Origin of the sequence: Pseudomonas sp. PvP025 (assembly GCF_017832155.1) — a bacterium.
GTDB lineage: Bacteria > Pseudomonadota > Gammaproteobacteria > Pseudomonadales > Pseudomonadaceae > Aquipseudomonas.
This window is the reverse complement of sequence record NZ_JAFIBJ010000001.1, coordinates 660,383-678,219: the sequence shown is the minus strand read 5'-3', so window position 1 is coordinate 678,219 and position 17,837 is coordinate 660,383. Positions and strand designations below refer to the sequence as shown.

General features: G+C 62.8%; 11 protein-coding genes, 1 pseudogene and 2 riboswitches. Of the genes and pseudogenes, 5 read left to right on the top strand and 7 right to left on the bottom strand.

Annotation, left to right across the window (positions count from 1 at the left end; translation table 11 throughout):
* Positions 1-1,543 precede the first annotated feature (1,543 nt).
* The 5 genes from JOE32_RS02870 to JOE32_RS25090 form a co-directional block, all read right to left on the bottom strand.
* Positions 1,544-2,275, bottom strand: a complete 732-nt coding sequence (locus tag JOE32_RS02870) for a VWA domain-containing protein (RefSeq protein ID WP_307495564.1) — start codon at positions 2,273-2,275, stop codon at positions 1,544-1,546.
* A complete protein-coding gene (locus JOE32_RS02865; protein ID WP_209981244.1) occupies positions 2,200-3,198 on the bottom strand; it encodes an AAA family ATPase in 999 nt (332 codons plus the stop codon). The genes JOE32_RS02870 and JOE32_RS02865 overlap by 76 nt, the downstream gene beginning before the upstream one ends.
* Before the next feature lie 228 nt (positions 3,199-3,426).
* A complete protein-coding gene (cobN, locus tag JOE32_RS02860) occupies positions 3,427-7,188 on the bottom strand; it encodes a cobaltochelatase subunit CobN (protein WP_209981242.1) in 3,762 nt (1,253 codons plus the stop codon).
* A 3-nt stretch (positions 7,189-7,191) separates the two neighbouring features.
* On the bottom strand, positions 7,192-8,253 hold the full coding sequence (cobW, locus tag JOE32_RS02855) for a cobalamin biosynthesis protein CobW (protein ID WP_209981239.1): 1,062 nt from the start codon (positions 8,251-8,253) through the stop codon (positions 7,192-7,194).
* 92 nt (positions 8,254-8,345) lie between these two features.
* Positions 8,346-8,546: riboswitch (cobalamin riboswitch) on the bottom strand.
* A 51-nt stretch (positions 8,547-8,597) separates the two neighbouring features.
* Positions 8,598-9,938, bottom strand: a complete 1,341-nt coding sequence (locus JOE32_RS25090) for a M10 family metallopeptidase C-terminal domain-containing protein (RefSeq protein WP_280922745.1) — start codon at positions 9,936-9,938, stop codon at positions 8,598-8,600.
* A gap of 250 nt (positions 9,939-10,188) precedes the next feature.
* Positions 10,189-10,404, top strand: a riboswitch (cobalamin riboswitch).
* A 94-nt stretch (positions 10,405-10,498) separates the two neighbouring features.
* Here JOE32_RS25090 and JOE32_RS02845 point away from each other — a divergent pair.
* From JOE32_RS02845 to cobM, 4 genes are all read left to right on the top strand, one after another.
* Complete coding sequence (locus JOE32_RS02845; protein ID WP_209981235.1) at positions 10,499-10,687, top strand: CbtB domain-containing protein; 189 nt, start codon at positions 10,499-10,501, stop codon at positions 10,685-10,687.
* A gap of 11 nt (positions 10,688-10,698) precedes the next feature.
* Positions 10,699-11,391, top strand: a complete 693-nt coding sequence (locus tag JOE32_RS02840) for a CbtA family protein (RefSeq protein ID WP_209981233.1) — start codon at positions 10,699-10,701, stop codon at positions 11,389-11,391.
* A complete protein-coding gene (locus JOE32_RS02835; protein WP_209981231.1) occupies positions 11,388-11,780 on the top strand; it encodes a cobalamin biosynthesis protein in 393 nt (130 codons plus the stop codon). The genes JOE32_RS02840 and JOE32_RS02835 overlap by 4 nt, the downstream gene beginning before the upstream one ends.
* 67 nt (positions 11,781-11,847) lie before the next feature.
* The gene (gene cobM / locus JOE32_RS02830; RefSeq protein ID WP_209981229.1) at positions 11,848-12,594 is read left to right on the top strand and encodes a precorrin-4 C(11)-methyltransferase; all 747 of its coding nucleotides are present in this window, start codon (positions 11,848-11,850) and stop codon (positions 12,592-12,594) included.
* Between the two features lie 144 nt (positions 12,595-12,738).
* Here cobM and nfuA read toward each other — a convergent pair whose 3' ends face one another.
* On the bottom strand, positions 12,739-13,323 hold the full coding sequence (gene nfuA / locus JOE32_RS02825; protein ID WP_003190728.1) for a Fe-S biogenesis protein NfuA: 585 nt from the start codon (positions 13,321-13,323) through the stop codon (positions 12,739-12,741).
* A 182-nt stretch (positions 13,324-13,505) separates the two neighbouring features.
* Here nfuA and JOE32_RS02820 point away from each other — a divergent pair, with 182 nt between their 5' ends.
* Positions 13,506-17,549: a membrane-targeted effector domain-containing toxin gene (locus tag JOE32_RS02820; protein ID WP_209981228.1), complete on the top strand. Its 4,044-nt coding sequence runs from the start codon at positions 13,506-13,508 to the stop codon at positions 17,547-17,549.
* Positions 17,550-17,572: 23 nt separating this feature from the next.
* Here JOE32_RS02820 and JOE32_RS02815 read toward each other — a convergent pair.
* Positions 17,573-17,754: pseudogene (locus tag JOE32_RS02815) on the bottom strand (fatty acid cis/trans isomerase); the annotation flags it as partial.
* Positions 17,755-17,837 lie beyond the last annotated feature (83 nt).

Here is a 17,837-nt window from a genome sequence, read left to right as displayed (position 1 = left end):
GGGGGTAACCTGCCTGATAAGTCACGGGGGAGAAGAAAGTCCGTTTTCAGCTGCCGTTTGAATCGGGCGTGCTGGGCGCCTTGAAATAGCGGGCGCAGCCGGGGACCTGAAGAGGCTTCCGGCAGGCTTGGAAAATTAAGGGATTTGGCAGGCGGGAGGTGACATGGGAAGCGGGGACAAGCGGAATGGGAAAAGGTTTCACTTGAGGCTTATTGTGGAGAGCGAGCTTGCCCTGATGCCAGTCAGTTAAGCGCAGAGTCCCTGTGGCGAGCAGGCTTGTCCTGCGTTGGGCTGCGCAGCAGCCCCAAAATCAGGCGCTGAGCCGTATCAGGTACACCGCGTTTTGCTGGATTGGGGGCGCTTCGCACCCCAACGCGGGGCAAGCCCTAATGCCGTTCAGTTAAGCCAACGTGATGCTCGAAGCAACGAGACGTGCGACTTTTCGGTGTACATATCGGTTTGTGCGGTAACGGCGACTTAGGGTTCCGCCCTGACGGCGGGTCACTTTTGGAAAAGAGCCCGGAATGCCGGCCCAGCCAAAAGTAACCAAAAGGGCTCTTGCCCCAACACTCGGCACCTCGCCCGGGCTCGGTGTGCCCGAACGCAGGCTTTGGAGCGTGGGCCGCCGCGATGGGCCATCCCTGGCCCAGCGCGGCTAACCCGGCGTCCTGCCGGGTTACCCACGCTCCAAAGCCTGCGTTCGGCCAGCGTGTTTGACGGGGCGCCTAAGATCAAGATCAAGAGCGCGGCGGCCTGAGAGCCGACCGAAATGGTCTGCCGAACGCTGTACAAAATGTGGGAGGGGGCTTGCTCCCGATGGCGTCGGCCCAGCAAACATTGATGTTGAAGACCCACCGCTTTCGCGGGCAAGTCGAATCGTCGCACCGCCGCTCCCACAGGGGAGCTGCGCTTAACTGAACGGCATTAGGGCAAGCCCTGATGCCAGTCAGTTAAGCGAACGCTATGCTCATAGCGACGCAGATCAAATGTGGGAGCGGGCTTGCCCGCGAAGGCGTTGGCCAAGCAAACATTGACGCTGGCTGACCCACCGCTTTCGCGGGCAAGCCCGCTCCCACATGTTGTACCTCGTTCGGCAGACCATTTCGGTCGGCTCTCGGGCCGCCGCGCTTTTGCTTTTGATCTGGAAGCGCCCCGTCAAACACGCTGGCCGAGCGCAGGCTTGAATCCGTGGGTAACCCGGCAGGACGCCGGGTTAGCCGAACTGGGCCAGGGATGGCCCATTGCGGCGGCCCACGGATTCAAGCCTGCGTTCGGGCACACCGAGCATTAGCGAGGTGCCGAGTGTTGGGGCGAAGGCTTTTTGGTTACTTTTGTGCCCTTACAAAAGTGACCCGCTGTAAGAGCGGAACCTTAAGTCGCCGTTACCGCAGAAACGGATATGTACACCGAAAAATCGCCTTCGTGGGCAAGCCCGCTCCCACAGGGGGACCTGCGCTTAACTGACTGGCATTAGGGCAAGCCCCGCACCCACAGGACCCGCTCGCCACAGATTGAAACGGCTTACACAGGATGCTCTGCAGCGCTACCTGGCGTCGATATGCTGATAGTCCAGGTTCAATCCGTCTGCCAGCTGTTGCGCCCTTCCCAGCCGGATCGGACCGCGTTCGATATCCACCAGCAAGCCCGGACAGTCGAGTTGGGGCAGTTGATCGATGGCCTTGAGTCGGCCATCCGTGATGATCAACAGGCGTTGCTGCTCAGTGGGATGACGTTTGCGCCGCACCTGCAGCCACTGCGCGGCCTCGCTCAATGCCGCGAGCAAGGGCGTGCCGCCGCCGGCGCCCAGTTGCGCAAGCCAGTCGGCCAGGCCCTTGGCAGCTTTCAGGCCTTGTACCTGCCACTGCGGCGATGGCCCGCTGGCGGTCAGCAAGGCCATGCGCGCCCGTTGCCGGTAAGCGTCATCGAACAGCTGCGCGAGCAGGCCCTTGGCATCGGTCAGTGCGCTGTGCCGTCGGGTGGAGGCCGAGGCGTCGACGATGAGCAGCCACAGCTCATGGGTCGCTCGATTGCGCTGCTGGAAGCGTAAATCCTCACGCGAATGCGGGCGACCGCCGAGCAGGGTGCCCGACCAGTTGATCGTGCCCTGCTCGGCGTCGCGCGCCTTGCCGTGCCTGCCGCTGGTGACTCTGCCCGCTCGGGGCCGTGCATCCGCCCCCGGGTCAGGTCGAGGGCGGATGCCTAGGGCTTTTTTGGCCAGGCGGGCACTTCGCGGCGCGCGCCGGTGGGCAGTGCCGGTGCGGGCAGGTCGCCCCACTGGCCCTGGCCCGGCGAGGTGTCCGACGGCTGCGCAGACTGGCCTTGAGCGGGCGGGCTCGGCGGTGGGGATTGCTGCTGGCGGCGATGACGCAAGGCAAACTCGGCCACGGCCTGGATGTCTTCCTCGGCGATGGCATCGGCGCCGCGCCAGGCTGCATGGGCACGGGCGCCGCGCAACCAGACCAGGTCGGCGCGCAGGCCGTCGACACCGGCGGCGAAACAGCGCTCGGTGATCTGCGCCAGCGCCTCGTCATCCAGGGCAATACGCTCCAGCCGCTCACGCGCCTGGGTGCAACGCGCGCGCAAGGCGACCTGGGGCTCGGCCCATTGCGCGCAGAAGGCAGCGGGGTCGCTGTCGAAATCCAGGCGGCGGCGGATGATCTGCCCACGCTCGGCCGGCAAGGTGTAGCCGCTCAACGCCACGTTGAACCCGAAGCGGTCGAGCAGCTGCGGGCGCAACTCCCCCTCCTCCGGGTTCATGGTGCCGATCAGCACGAAGCGGGCCGCATGCCGGTGGGAGATGCCATCGCGCTCGATCAGGTTGGTGCCGCTGGCGGCAACGTCCAGCAGCAGGTCGACCAGGTGGTCGGGCAGCAGGTTGACTTCATCCACATACAGCACACCGCCATCGGCCTTGGCCAACACACCGGCGGAAAACTGCGCGCGGCCTTCGCCCAGCGCCGCGTCGAGGTCGAGGGTGCCGACCAGCCGCTCTTCGGTGGCGCCCAGGGGCAAGGTGACGAACTGCCCGCTGGCGAGCAGGTCCGCCAGGCCACGGGCCAGGGTGGACTTGGCCATGCCGCGCGGACCTTCGATCAGCACACCGCCGATCTTCGGGTCGATGGCGGCCAGGCACAGCGCCAGTTTCAGGTCGCCGGCACCGACGACGGCGGACAGCGGGAAATGTGGAATATCGGTCATGCCGGTTCTCTTTAAATTCTGCTACTTATTGTGGCGAGCGGGCTTGCCCCGCGTTCAGTTAAGCGCAGATTCCCTGTGGCGAGCAGGCTTGTCCTGCGTTGGGCTGCGCAGCAGCCCCAAAGCCAGGCGCTGAGCCGTATCAGGTACACCGCGTTTTGCTCGATGGGGGGCGCTGCGCACCCCAACGCGGGGCAAGCCCGCTCGCCACAGTGTTGGTACGCTCACTCATCAGCTGTCTTCTTCTATATCGAGCAACAGGTTTTCCAGCGCTTCACGGTAGGCGCCCGGTGCTTGCCACTGGCCGCGTTGCTGGGCTTCGAGCATGCGTTCGGTCATGTCACGCAACGCCGCCGGGTTGTGCTGCTGCACGAAGGCGCGGGTGTCCGGGTCGAGCAGGTAGGCGTCGGCGAGCAAGGCGTATTGGTGATCGTCGATCAGCTCGGTGGTGGCGTCGAAGGCGAACAGGTTGTCCACGGTGGCGGCCATCTCGAACGCGCCTTTGTAGCCATGGCGCTTCACGCCGTCGATCCACTTGGGGTTGGCCGCACGGGAGCGAATCACCCGGTTGAGTTCTTCCTTCAGCGTGCGGATTTTCGGCAGGTCCGGCTGGCTGTGGTCGCCATGGTAGCTGGCGGCCTTGTCGCCGCTGAGGGTTTCCACGGCGGCGAGCATGCCGCCCTGGAACTGGTAGTAGTCGTTGGAATCGAGCAGGTCGTGCTCGCGATTGTCCTGGTTCTGCACCACCGCCTGCACCTGGCTCAGGCGCCGCGCGAAAGGCTCGCGGGCCTCGGTGCCTTCATCGGCACCGCCGTAGGCGTAGCCGCCCCAATTAAGGTAGACCTCGGCCAGGTCCTCGCGGCTCTGCCACAGGCGCCCGTCAATCGCGCCCTGCACACCGGCACCGTAGGCGCCCGGTTTGGCGCCGAAGATGCGCCAGCCCGCCTGTTTCGCCGCCGCGTCTTCGTCCAGGCCGGCCATGCGCAGAGCCTCGCGCTCACTGCGCACATTGGCCGCCAGCGGGTTCATGTCGTCCGGCTCATCGAGCGCCGCCACCGCCTGCACCGCCGCATCGAACAGGCGGATCAGGTTGGCGAAGGCGTCGCGGAAAAACCCGGACACACGCAGCGTCACGTCCACGCGCGGGCGGTCGAGCAGGCTGATCGGCAGGATCTCGAAGTCGTCCACGCGCTGGCTGCCGGTGGCCCACACCGGGCGCACGCCCATCAGTGCCATGGCCTGGGCGATGTCATCGCCGCCGGTGCGCATGGTGGCGGTGCCCCACACCGACAGGCCGAGCTGGCGCAGGTGGTCGCCGTGGTCCTGCAAGTGCCGCTCGAGGATCAGGTTGGCCGACTGGAAACCGATGCGCCAGGCGGTGGTGGTCGGCAGGTTGCGTACGTCCACGCTGAAAAAGTTACGCCCGGTGGGCAGAACGTCGAGGCGCCCACGGCTCGGCGCGCCGCTGGGGCCCGCCGGGACGAAGCGGCCACTCAAGGCATCCAGCAAACCGCGCATTTCCGCCGGGCCGCAGGCATCCAGGCGCGGCGCGACGATGATGCGCAAATGCTCGATCACCGCTTTCACGTCCTCCCAGCCCGGCGCCTCAAGCTGCTCCAGCGGGCCTTCGAGCGCCTGCTCGATCAAGCGCGCCGCGTACAGTTCCAGACGTTCGCGGGTGTCACCGGCGGTGCGCCAACGCTGTGGATCGATGCGCTGCAATACGTCGGGGCGCGGGCCGCTCCACGGCTCGGCCAACGCGCAGTCCAGCGGGTCGAAGCCCAGCGCGAATGCCTTGGCCAACACGCGCAGCAGACTCGATTGCGCGCCGCGACCGTCGTCACGCGGAATGCGCAGCAACGCCAGCAACGTGTCGATGCGCAGGCGGCCTTGGGGCGACTCACCAAAGATATGCAGGCCGTCGCGGATCTGCGACTCCTTGAGATCGCACAGGTAGGTGTCAAGGCGCGGCAGCCACACGGACGCCTCGGCGTCGCTGTCCAGCGCCAGCTCCTGGTCGATCCGGGTTTCGCGCACCAGCGCGAGGATGTCCTTTTGCAGCGCCAGCGCGCGCCGCGGGTCGAGCAACTGCGCTTCGTAATATTCGTCCGCCAGCAGCTCGAGGTTGCGCAGCGGGCCGTAGGTTTCGGCGCGGGTCAGCGGCGGCATCAGGTGGTCGATGATCACCGCCTGAGTACGCCGCTTGGCCTGGGCGCCCTCCCCCGGATCGTTGACGATGAACGGATAGATATTCGGCAACGGGCCGAGCAATGCGTCCGGCCAGCAGTTCTCCGACAGGCCCACGCCCTTGCCCGGCAGCCATTCGAGGTTGCCGTGCTTGCCAACGTGAATCACACCGTGAGCGCCGTAGGTGTGGCGCAGCCAGAAGTAAAACGCCAGGTAGCCATGGGGCGGCACCAGGTCGGGGTCGTGGTACACGGCGCTGGCGTCCACCTGATAACCCCGCGCCGGCTGGATGCCGACGAAGGTCAAGCCCAGGCGCAACCCGGCGATCATCAGGCGGCCATCGCGGCACATCGGATCATTCTGCGGCGCGCCCCAGCGCTCGAGCACCGCCTGTTGATTGGCGGCGGGCAGGCGCGCAAACATCGCCGCGTAGTCGTCCAGGCCCAGGCTCTGGTGGCAGGGCCGCAGGTCGAGGCTGTCGAGGTCGTTGGTGACGCCGCCGAGCAGCTCGTGGATCAGCGCCGTGCCGCTTTCCGGCAACGCGTCCGGCAGCGGATAACCTTCGGCCTGCAAGGCACGCAGGATATTCAGCGCGGCGGCCGGAGTATCCAGGCCCACGCCGTTGCCGATGCGGCCGTCGCGGGTCGGGTAGTTGGCGAGGATCAGCGCGATGCGCTTGTCGCCATTGGGCACCCGCGCCAGTTCGACCCAGCGTCGCGCCAGCTCGGCGACGAAGTCCATGCGCTCGGGCGCGGCGCGGTAGCACACCACGTCCGACTGGCTGCGCTCGCTGCGCCAGGCCAGGTCCTTGAAGCTGATGGGCCGGCTGATGATGCGCCCGTCCAGCTCCGGCAAGGCGATGTGCATCGCCAGATCGCGCGGGCCGAGACCCTGTGCGCTGGCTTCCCAGCCGGGCTGGTTGTCTTGCGCGCAGATCGCCTGGATCACCGGGATATTGCGGCGAAACGGGCGCAGATGCGGAGCTTCGGGGCTGGACTGGGCAAACCCGGTGGTGTTGAGGATCACCGCCGCCTGTACCTCGTCGAGCAGGTCCTCGACCACCGTGAGGCAGCCGGGCTCTTTGAGGCTGGCCACCGCCATCGGCAGCGGGTTGAGGCCCGCCGCCTGCAAGCGTTGACAGAACACGTCGATAAAACCGGTGTTGGCCGCCTGCAAATGCGAGCGGTAGAACAGTACCGCTGCGACCGGCAGATCAGCGCGCCACGCCGCCTGCCAGTCCTGCAGTGTGGCATTGGCGTTATGCGGGTGATAAATGGCAGTCCGCGGCAGGGTCTGCGGCTCGGCCCACGCATAGTCGCGGCCCAGATAGCCCGAGGCCAGACAGCGATAGAAATTCAGCGCATTGCCCAAACCGCCCTGGCGCAGGAAGTGCCATAGACGGTCGCGCTCCTGCGCCCCGACGGTGCTCAGGCTGCCCAGCTCCGGGTCCGGGCGGTCGCACCCCGGCACCAGAATCAGCTGCACGCCGCGCTCGGCCAATGCCACCAGACGCTCGACGCCATAGCGCCAATAGCCGATGCCGCCATGCAGCGAGATCAGGATCACCTTGGCGTGGCGCAGCACCTGGTCCACGTAGAGGTCGACCGAGGCATGGTTCTGCACCTGCATCGGGTTGGCCAGGCGCAGGCTGGGATAGTCGTCGGGCAACTGCCGGGCCGCTTCGGCCAGCAGCGCCAGGCTCGAGTCACCGCTGCACAGAATCACCAGTTCAGCGGGGGTCTGGCCAAGGTCGGCAATATTGTCGTCCGAGACGAAACCACCGGGCTGGGTCCTGAGCAGGTGCATGGCTTAAACGCTGAGCGCGGCGCGCAGTTGCGCTTCGAGGCCAGCGGCGTCCAGCTCCTGGCCGATCAGCACCAGGCGCGTGATGCGCGCTTCGTCGGCACCCCAGGCGCGGTCGAAGTGCTTGTCAAAGCGGGTGCCTACGCCCTGGATCAACAGGCGCATCGGTTTGTTGGGAATGGCGGCAAAACCCTTGATACGCAGGATGCCGTGCTGCACTACCAGTTGGGCGAGCGCATCGAGCAGCAGGGCTTCGTCGGCTTGCGGCAGGTCGATGGAGATGGAGTCGAAGGCGTCGTGATCGTGGTCGTCTTCACCTTCGTGGTGCGCATCGTGATGGCTGTGGCGCGCGTCGATGTGTTCTTCGGAGCCGGCGCCAAGGCCGATCAGTACGTCCAACGGCACACGGCCGCTGCTGGCTTCGATGACCTTGACCGCCGGCGGCAGCTCTTCGGCGACTTCCAGACGCACGCGGGCCAGGTCTTCGGGGCTGATCAGGTCGGCCTTGTTGAGGATCACCAGGTCTGCGCTGGCCAGTTGGTCGGCGAACAGTTCGTGCAGCGGCGATTCGTGGTCCAGGTTCGGGTCGAGCTTGCGCTGGGCGTCGACCTGGTCCGGGAAGGCGGCAAAGGTGCCGGCGGCCACGGCCGGGCTGTCGACCACGGTGATCACCGCATCCACGGTGCAGGCGCTGCGGATTTCCGGCCACTGGAAGGCCTGCACCAAGGGTTTTGGCAGGGCCAGGCCCGAGGTTTCAATAAGGATATGGTCAAGGTCGCCGCGACGGGCCACCAGTTCGCGCATCACCGGGAAGAACTCTTCCTGCACGGTGCAGCACAGGCAGCCGTTGGCCAGTTCATACACGCGGCCGTTGGCTTCTTCCTCGGTGCAACCGATGGAGCACTGCTTGAGGATTTCACCGTCGATGCCCAGCTCGCCGAACTCGTTGACGATCACCGCGATGCGGCGGCCCTGGGCGTTGTCCAGCATATGGCGCAACAGGGTGGTCTTGCCCGAGCCGAGGAAGCCGGTGACGATGGTGACGGGAAGTTTGGCCAGTGTTTTCATCGGATGCCCTTTGGGGCGGGCATACGGGACGATAGGCCCTGCGACAGCGCGCAGCAGCGGATTTCGTCACCGGATCACCCCGCCCGGTTGAATTGGAAAATCGGTTGCGAGGCAGGTCTCCTGGCTTGGGGCTTGCGGGTCATGCGACCGGCGCCGACTGCGCCTTCCCGCCGGATCGGCAGTGGCGTGGCAGTCAGCAGAACCCTTCACAGTTGCGGGGGCAGCCGCGGCTTGAACCGCGTTCCCTTCTTAGCTTCGACCTGGGCCGAAGAACCTCGAAGGCGCAAGGCTACGCAGTGCATGGCAAGCGGTCAATGTCGGAAACCCGGGACCCGGACGCCGCTCTACACATAGCGGTGTTTGATGGGCACATTCGTCACGATGTCGGCGAGCGCTATGCGCCCCTCGCCTTCAAGGTAGAAATCAATTTCGCCGTTGCCTGTCAGATCAAGCACCAGCCACGACTCGTTATTTTGCGGATTGTAGCCCAGCCCCGCCTCCCCGGGTCGGCCGGAAAGCCGGTTGACGAAGGTGAGGTCGTGGAGGCCATGCTTGCGCAGCAATCCAGAAATATCGATTTTGTCCTGACCGGTGACGAAGTCCGTCAACACGTCAGGGCTGCGTAACGTCGAATCGGTGGCGGTGTCGTACACGAAGGTATCGCGGCCTGCGCCGCCGTACAGACGATCGACACCGCCACCGCCTTTGAGCCGGTTGTCGGCGGCGTTGCCGATCAACACATCATTGCCGGAACCGCCGATGGCGTTCTCCACGGTAACGTCCCTGGCGATGGAGACATTCCCCGTCTTCCCACCAACATTGGAGAAGGTTTCAGCGTTCAGGTTGATCACCTGGTTCTGGTAATAGCGAGAGAAATCCAGCGTATCGTTACCACCGCCGTCCCAGACGCAAAAGACGGCGCCGTCCCACGGGGACACCAGTGAAAGATCGTCTCGCCGGGTATTGGAATTGAAGCCGTAGGTGGTATCCGTGTTACGGGTCGTGTAATTGGCGCCGTAGACCTTTTGGGCCCAGGCAATGTCGGTCATCAACGGTGCCGAGGCGTACTCGCCCTTGTGATCATGACCTGTATCGCTCGCTTCGAAATAGCTCATGACCGAGTAGGCCCGGCTGTCCTCGGCGAAAATGGCATGCGTGCCGTACTTGATCGGGCCCTTTAACGCTTCATAGTTTCCGGGGTGGGCAGCGCCCAGCCAATGGCCGATTTCGTGGGTTAGCGTTTGGCGTCCAAAGCCATTTACGGTGGGCGCGTGATTGAACGAGTGTCTGGAGTTGAGGCGCACTCGCCCAGAATTGCCGGAACGCATGGCATCGGCGACACTTGGCCTCGCGCTATTGACGAAACGTAACAGGGCGTCGGGCGTAACGGCGTCTTCCTCGAACTCGATATTCGCTACATCTGCCCAGGACCGCATTGAAAGACGGGCCTGCGATTGCTGGGTTTGATTAAACCGAGTTTCCTCTGGTGCAACTTCACGAAACGTATAACCCACCCGCACTACTTTATCGTTATTACGGTCCTGCAATCGGCGCTGCCTTCGATCTATTTGGCTGGCGGCTTGACCGGTGGACCAGGACGGCTTGCTGGAGACCGCATGATAGTGCGGGTTGCGAGCATCCTGTGCCTTGTAGTGCGGGCCGGCGGCTTCAACGTGCGAATTCATAATATCTTGACTGACAATCGGAGGATTTAAACTGGCGCGCGATATAACAGACATAAAAAGGCCTTATCAACTTAATGGATAACATCAACTTCAGCGCGCCTACCTTCCGATATCCACTCACGGAAAAAAAGTGCATCAGACCCGCAAAATAATAGGAGATATTACTTGGTAAAAATGCCATTACGCCTTTTACGCCGCGATTCTTAATCAGAATCGGCTTCAATTGACGCCCCGGTCATGCTCGTGTTTTCCTGTACATCTTGTTTCGGGTGCCCTTCACAGGGTGAAACGGGAAACCGGTGAGTCATGGCCTGCAATGCCAGGGTATGACGAGTCCGGTGCTGCCCCCGCAACGGTAAGCGAGTGAAGCGTCAGATCCACTGTGCCAGCCGGCATGGGAAGGTGATGCTTTTTGACCCAGCGTCCCTCGCAAGCCCGGAGACCGGCCCGAAAAATCAGATAACAAACCCGCGGTGGGCGGGCGCTGTTCGAACCTCGCGTGCCCGGCTCGCGGGGTTTTCATGCGCTCGTTTCGCCCAGACACTTGATAGGGACGCGCCATGTCGATCATCAGCAGCACCTCACCCGCCGCCAGCCACACCGCCACCCTGAGCCAACGCCTCACTGCCGCCATCGGCGCGTCGGTTCTCGGCGCCTGCCTGGTGTATTTTGCCGGGTTCTCGCATATCGAGGCGGTGCACAACGCGGCCCACGATACCCGCCACAGCGCCGCGTTCCCGTGCCACTGAGGCCTGCCGACATGATCAAGCGTATTGCGCAAACCGCCGGCTTTACCGGCCTGCTGGCCGCCCTGCTGCTGACGCTGCTGCAAAGCTTCTGGGTCGCCCCGTTGATTCTGCAGGCCGAAACCTTCGAGAAGGCGCCGGCTGCAACCGAGGTGGCGCATGAGCACACTGCCCATAGCCACGACGCCGAAGCCTGGGAGCCGGAGGATGGCTGGCAGCGCGTGCTGTCCACCACCGGCGGCAATTTGGTGGTGGCAGTGGGTTTCGCGCTGATGCTGGCGGGTCTCTATACCCTGCGCGCCCCAACCCGCACGGCCCAGGGTTTGCTATGGGGCCTGGCCGGTTACGCGACTTTTGTGCTGGCGCCCACCCTGGGCCTGCCGCCCGAATTGCCGGGCACTGCCGCCGCCGACCTGGCACTGCGCCAAACCTGGTGGATCGGCACCGCCGCCTCCACGGCCGCCGGTATTGCGCTGATTGTGTTTGGCCGCAACTGGCTGCTTAAGGTCCTCGGCGTGGCGATCCTCGCGGTGCCCCATGTGATCGGCGCGCCGCAGCCCGAAGTGCATGCAATGCTGGCCCCGGAGGCCCTCGAAGCGCAGTTCAAGATCGCGTCGCAATTGACCAACATCGCATTCTGGCTGGCCCTGGGCCTGATCAGCGCCTGGCTGTTCCGACGCAACCGCGACGGTCAATACCCGGCATGATTCTGGCGGTGGGCCTGGGTTGTCAGCGCGGTTGTGATGTTGACACCCTGCTGGCTCTGCTTGACGGCGCCCTTGCCGAGGCGGGAATCGAGCGCCAGCGTGTCACCGCGCTGGCCAGCATCGATCGCAAACAGGATGAGCCGGGGCTGATCGCCCTGGCCCAGCGGCTGCAATTGCCATTGCAGTGTTTCAGCGCTGCGCAACTGGAGGTTTATGAGGACCGCCTGAGCCACAAGTCAGCCGTCGCCTTTGCCCACACCGGTTGCCATGGTATTGCTGAAAGTGCCGCACTCGCCCTGGCAGAACAGCTGTCGGGCGCCCCTGCCCGCCTGTTGATCCGCCGCAAAAACAACGCCAAGGCTACCTTTGCGTTGGCCTGCGCCGACTGAAACCTCGATAATCACCCTGATCGATCATGAGCATTTTTCATGCTCGCCCCCTTCCACAGGAACTCCCATGACCGTTTACTTTATCGGCGCAGGCCCCGGCGACCCGGAATTGATCACCGTCAAAGGCCAGCGGCTGATCCGCAGCTGTCCGGTGATCATCTACGCCGGTTCGCTGGTGCCGGCGGCGGTACTGGAGGGCCATCAGGCGCATCAGGTGGTCAACAGCGCTGAACTGCATCTGGAACAGATCATCGCGTTGATCAAGGTCGCCCACGCCAGCGGCCAGGATGTGGCCCGCGTGCACTCCGGCGATCCGAGCCTGTACGGGGCGATTGGCGAACAGATCCGTCATTTGCGCGAGCTGGGCATTCCGTTCCAGATCATCCCGGGCGTCACGGCGATAGCCGCCTGCGCCGCGCTGCTGGAAACCGAACTGACCCTGCCGGATATCGCCCAGAGCGTGATCCTGACCCGCTACGCCGACAAAACCCGCATGCCCGATGGCGAAGACTTCGACAGCCTGGCGCGCCATGGCACCACAATGGCGATTCATCTGGGGGTCAATCACCTGGAGAAGATCGTTGCCCAACTGCTGCCGCACTATGGCGCCGACTGCCCGATCGCCGTGGTGCACCGGGCAACGTGGCCGGATCAGGACTGGGCAGTGGGCACGCTCAGTGATATTGCTGAAAAAGTCGCGGCCAAGGGCTTTCGGCGTACGGCGTTGATCGTGGTGGGCAGGGTGCTGGCCAGTGACAGCTTTGGTGATTCATCGCTGTATCGCGCGGGTCATGCTCACCTCTACCGCCCTTGAAGGAACGCGGGCAAAACGGTGGGAGGCGAGCAAGTCCCCTCCCACATTTGATCTGATTAGTTGGATAGCTGGTGTAAGCTTCTGAATTCAAGGAAAAAAACGGCGCTCACGGGCGCCGTTTTTTGTTCGCAGTGAACGCCTTACTCAGTAGTAGGCGTTTTCTTTCTGCGTGTGGTCGGTCACATCGCGAACGCCCTTGAGCTCCGGAATGCGCTCAAGCAAGGTGCGCTCGATGCCTTCGCGCAGGGTCACGTCTGCCTGGCCGCAACCTTGGCAGCCGCCGCCGAACTTGAGGACGGCGATACCGTCATCTACCACGTCGATCAGGCTGACCTGACCGCCGTGGCTGGCCAGCCCCGGGTTGATCTCGGTTTGCAGGTAGTAGTTGATACGCTCGTTGACCGGGCTGTCGGCGTTGACATTCGGCACCTTCGCGTTGGGTGCCTTGATCGTCAACTGGCCGCCCATGCGGTCGGTGGCGTAGTCGACCACGGCATCGTCCAGGAAGGCTTCGCTGAAGGCGTCGATGTAGGCGGTGAAGCTTTTGAGCCCCAGCGCGGTGTCTTCAGGTTTCTCTTCGCCAGGCTTGCAGTAGGCAATGCACGTCTCGGCGTACTGGGTGCCGGGCTGGGTGATGAAGACGCGGATGCCGATACCCGGGGTGTTCTGCTTGGACAGCAGGTCAGCCAGATAATCGTGGGCGGCGTCGGTAATGGTTATGGCAGTCATGGAAACTCCTCACAGGCTTGCTGGCAGTTTACGCCAAAATAATACGCAGGTACAAAGTCCTAGTATTTTTGTCGGAAAAGCATTGATCGGTGCGCCACGTCGGGCTTTCTTTCAAAGCGATAGATAGGCACCGCCGCCCAGAGGGAGCGCCTCGCCACACTTGCCTCCTTTGAGAGGCGATCATGATGAACCCGTCCCCCGCTGGGATCGAAGCCAGCCAGTCCATCTATCTCAAGCAGTTGCTGGAACAACAAAGGGCCTTGGAGCAATTGCTGAACCAACAGCCCGAGGCCGCCAGATCCCTCAGCGCACTACTCCTGGCGAAAATCCAGTCGGGATTCCCCGGATTGCCGTTGCCTATTGCACTGAAAGCTGTGAGTTATGACGAAGATATCCAACTGTGCATCCGCCCTGGGACGCACACCCTGGTGTCAACGGACACACCGGCTCGCCCATTGTCTGCGCTATTCACTGACACGCCCTGGGGCGGCGAAAACCATAACGCGCCCAACCGGCGCTACCGCTACCACGCCACGTCCACCTATCAGCTCCAGCCTGGACACCGCGTCAGTGCCACAAGTGGTGGCACCCCGGCATTCGAAACCTTTCTGGACACGTTGATCCGCCAGCCGGACCAGTGTTTTCAACAGTTACTGGATGAGTATTGGCGGGGCCCGTTCGCACCAGGCGAATCGACAACCCGGCGTCAATGGCTTGCCAGCCAGTTGGGCAAAACCCTGCAGGCCGAAGCGGCGCTGCGCGTAGAGGACGGCACGCTCGACACCGCCTGCAAAATCCTCATCGGCCAGCTCGTCGAGCGGCCCTGCAGCCAGGCTCGCGCGGGCCTGCCGCCAGACCAACGCCCCGCAGCCTTCGCCGTGAGGCTCAAGGGCCGCGCCAACAAACCCGATATCGCGCTGGTGGAGGTGTTTGTAATTGCCGGCAAAACCCCGGCGGCCAACGTCTCGGCAAGCACCGATATCGGCGCTGTTGTGCTGTTCACCCCTCACCAGGGCATTGAGACGCATGCCTCGCTGCAAGCCCTCGACCAGTCGCTGCGCATGCAGATGGCACAGGGTACGGCCCGCGAACAGCTGCTGAGCCTAGCCTGTTGGCAAGACCAGGCACGCGCACGCCGGTACCTGAAAAGTGCCCCCGCCTTCGTTTACACCGCCATCGACGAGCATCTGTTCCAACATCGCGTGGAGCGGCTGCTCAGATTGCAGAAAGCCGATATCGAATATGCTTGGCAGCAGGCACGCCAACAGGGTTCGAATGGTCAGCAGGTGTATGAACAATTCAATCGCCTGGCGCATCTCGGCACTTTCCTGGATCTGCGCGAACTGATGGTTGCGCGCAGTCGGCGCTACCTCGAAGCCGCCTTGCCAGCGTGGTATCAGGCGGCAAGCAAGACACACAAACAGGCGCTCAAACAGCGAGCCCATGCCGAACTGGAGGCCAATAAACGCCTGGCCGGCCAATTTCGCACCGCGGCGATCCCCACTCTGCACGCGTTCGCCAGCAGTCAACTCACGCAGCAATTGCAACGCGATTATCCCGACTGGGACACGGTCCCGGATAAGGTTCAGGTCCACATCAGCACCTCCTTCAACCCCGCCAGCATGGGGGGCGGCGCGGGCGTGGACCACGTGCCCCCGACCGATGACCCGGCCACACGGCCCAGCAGTGCGGCGGTCTTGACACTGACCCAACTGGCACTGAAGAACAACACGCCGTGGGATGTCAGCGTGTACCAGTTGCTCATCGGTAAACGCACTTCGATGTCAGCCGAGGGCAAGGCGACGTCCGGCAGGCCTATAACCCTGGATGACGCCTACCTCAAATCGCTGATTAAAAAGCTCGACGTGGGCGCAGGTTACGACCGGTTGTTGCAGTTACGCCTGCTCGATCAGGGCCTGCCCCTGCGCCAGGCCTGGAGCGGCGCTTATCTCGCCAGCCTGAAAACCCAGGCACTGACCGCCAGGCTGCTCAGCGGCAGCTTCCTGAAAGACCGCGAGAACAGGGGCTATAAATGGGTCAACGCGATTATCGAGACCTTTTTGCTCAACGCCTATACCACTGTCAGTGGGCACAAGGTCGTGGCAAGCGCGCTGATTATCGCCAACTCCCCGGCAACGGCCAACGGCTACTCACTCAATGACAGCCTCATAATCAGCGTGGAAAATCGCCGCTCCGTGCCCAACGTGATCCTTTTCACTCCCTCGTGCCCCGCCGAGCACGATATTCAGGAATTTACCGACAGTGCCGCGATGCAGCAGTTTCTCCAATTGCAGTGGGACACCTCCAGCGAATGGCGCGACTACGTCCTCCAACACTTGACAGAACTCGGCAAGGCACGCGTCACGGAGCGCAAGAACCGCATCTACAACCCGTTCGATAACCTTTACTTCGAGACGATCAACGCACCGGTCTGCGATGCACTGTACGAGCAGCAGGTCTGGACCCTGCGACACAACGCCGACGTTGCGTCGACCAGCAACGCTGAAGTCGAACGCGAATCGCTGTGGAACAAGGTCACCTTCGGCATCGATTTGGCAATCGACCTGATCGGCTTTTTACCCATCACCAGCGCTTTCAATGCGGTACGCAATATCACGCGGACCCTCATGCTGCTCAAACAGATGGGGCGCTCCAAGTCTGCCGCGCGCGCGCTGTGGTCCATCACCGGCGCCCGCAGCCGCCCACTCCTGGCCCCCCAATTTGATGCCGTCCCCGCGCTTCGACCGACGCCGGATCTTTCCGGGCTGGACGTGGCGGTCGACCCGCTGACCCTTGAGCGAATCCGCGGCAACCTCTACCAGAGCGCGACGTCGGTTCAGCAATATGTGCGGGTCAACGGCAAGCACTACCTGACCGACATTGCTCAGGGGCAACGCTTTCTCCACCCCGAAGGTGCAGCCGGAAAAAACCTGCGCTATCCACTGACACTGGATGCCTCCCTCAAGCATTGGCAGGTCGAACCGAAGCCCCGATTGCCTGGCGGCATGGTTCCTGTCGAAAGATCGGCGCTGCAAACCACTTATCGGGACTATGAATTATCACCCGCCGACCTCGCCGCGCTACCGAGTGTCAATCAGGCGAGGCCAGGATCTTTCAACCTGGAAAAGCTGCCACCGGTGATCCCTGTTACCGATAATTGCGCAGCGATATTTCATGTGTTTGGCATTCAGGCAAGATTGCGTCGCCATGCCAGAAGTTATTACCGGGCGTTCGTTGCGCCTTCAAGGTCGATCGCCCTGCCGCCCCCGCGTCTGTCGACCGATGATTTGTTAAATCAGTTGTTCAGCCAACGTAGAGGCTTGATTTTCGGTGAACACCATTCGTTCCCGCTCACACGGCAGTATTTGACCAGACACGCAGTCAGCCTGAGCCGCGCGGGGGTCGCAGCGTTCTACATGGAGGTGTTCAATACAGATATGCATCAGGCTGCACTGAGGCTGTACAACGCTTCACCCAACAATCAATTGCCTCAATTACTGAGAAGCAGGATTGAACGCATGGGCGAACCAGCGGCCGGACAATCGCCATTCGACTACGTTCGATTGGTCGAAGCGGTACACGCCCAGGGCATTCCGATCCATGCGCTGGATACCACTGCCAGCTACCTCTATAGAGCAGGTGATCTCGAACTGCCACACCCGCTGACCCTCGCCGAGTACCTTGATCGCGTGACCATGTTCAACTTCTTTGCCTACAAGAGAATCAATTTCGATCAATCATCCATTGGACCGCATCGCTGGGTAGCCCTCGTCGGGGTCGGTCATTGCAACACCATGCAGGACATTCCCGGGCTGGCCGAGTTGACCGACGCAATCGGCATCCGAATGACCACACGTGTTGCCACCCAGCCGATGACACGGGTGACCCATGATCCTGGCAGGTTGATCGATTACCGCGCGCCCTCCGGACGGTTTCTTTACAGATGTGATTTGCAGGTTTGCCTGCACAGCACCGTAAACGATCATGAACTGGCCCTTCGCCTACACAGCCCGTTCACTTTCACCACCGTCATGGCGCCCACCAACCAGGCTCTGTTGCTTTACATCAACGCACAGCACGCGGCGGTGGAAGTTGCGGTACTCGCCGACGGCTCCCAGGCGTATGTCAATCATGCGCCGTTCGGCGCGGTCAGCCATCGACGCTTCGCCGACCTTGATGCATTGACCGAAGCCTTGATCGATGAACTGGGAATGATCGAGGTTTGAGACTTGGACCGTTTGTCCCTAGAGGTCACGTTGCCGAACACATCGAAACTCACCGCCAACTGGTCATAGATGCGCTCCAACAACGGGTAGTCGAACAGCCACATCGTCTGCGGCACTTCGCCGATAGGCCTTTGGTCACCGAGGCGCTGTCGAAGTGGCGCCAGATGCTCGGCAGCGCATTGTCATTGCCTGCCCACAGCGTCGTTCTGCGCCGATTCAACGCGTGCAATTGAAGTGAGGGCAATGCTACTGGGACAGGAGGCTCGCCAACATGAGCAACATTCATGC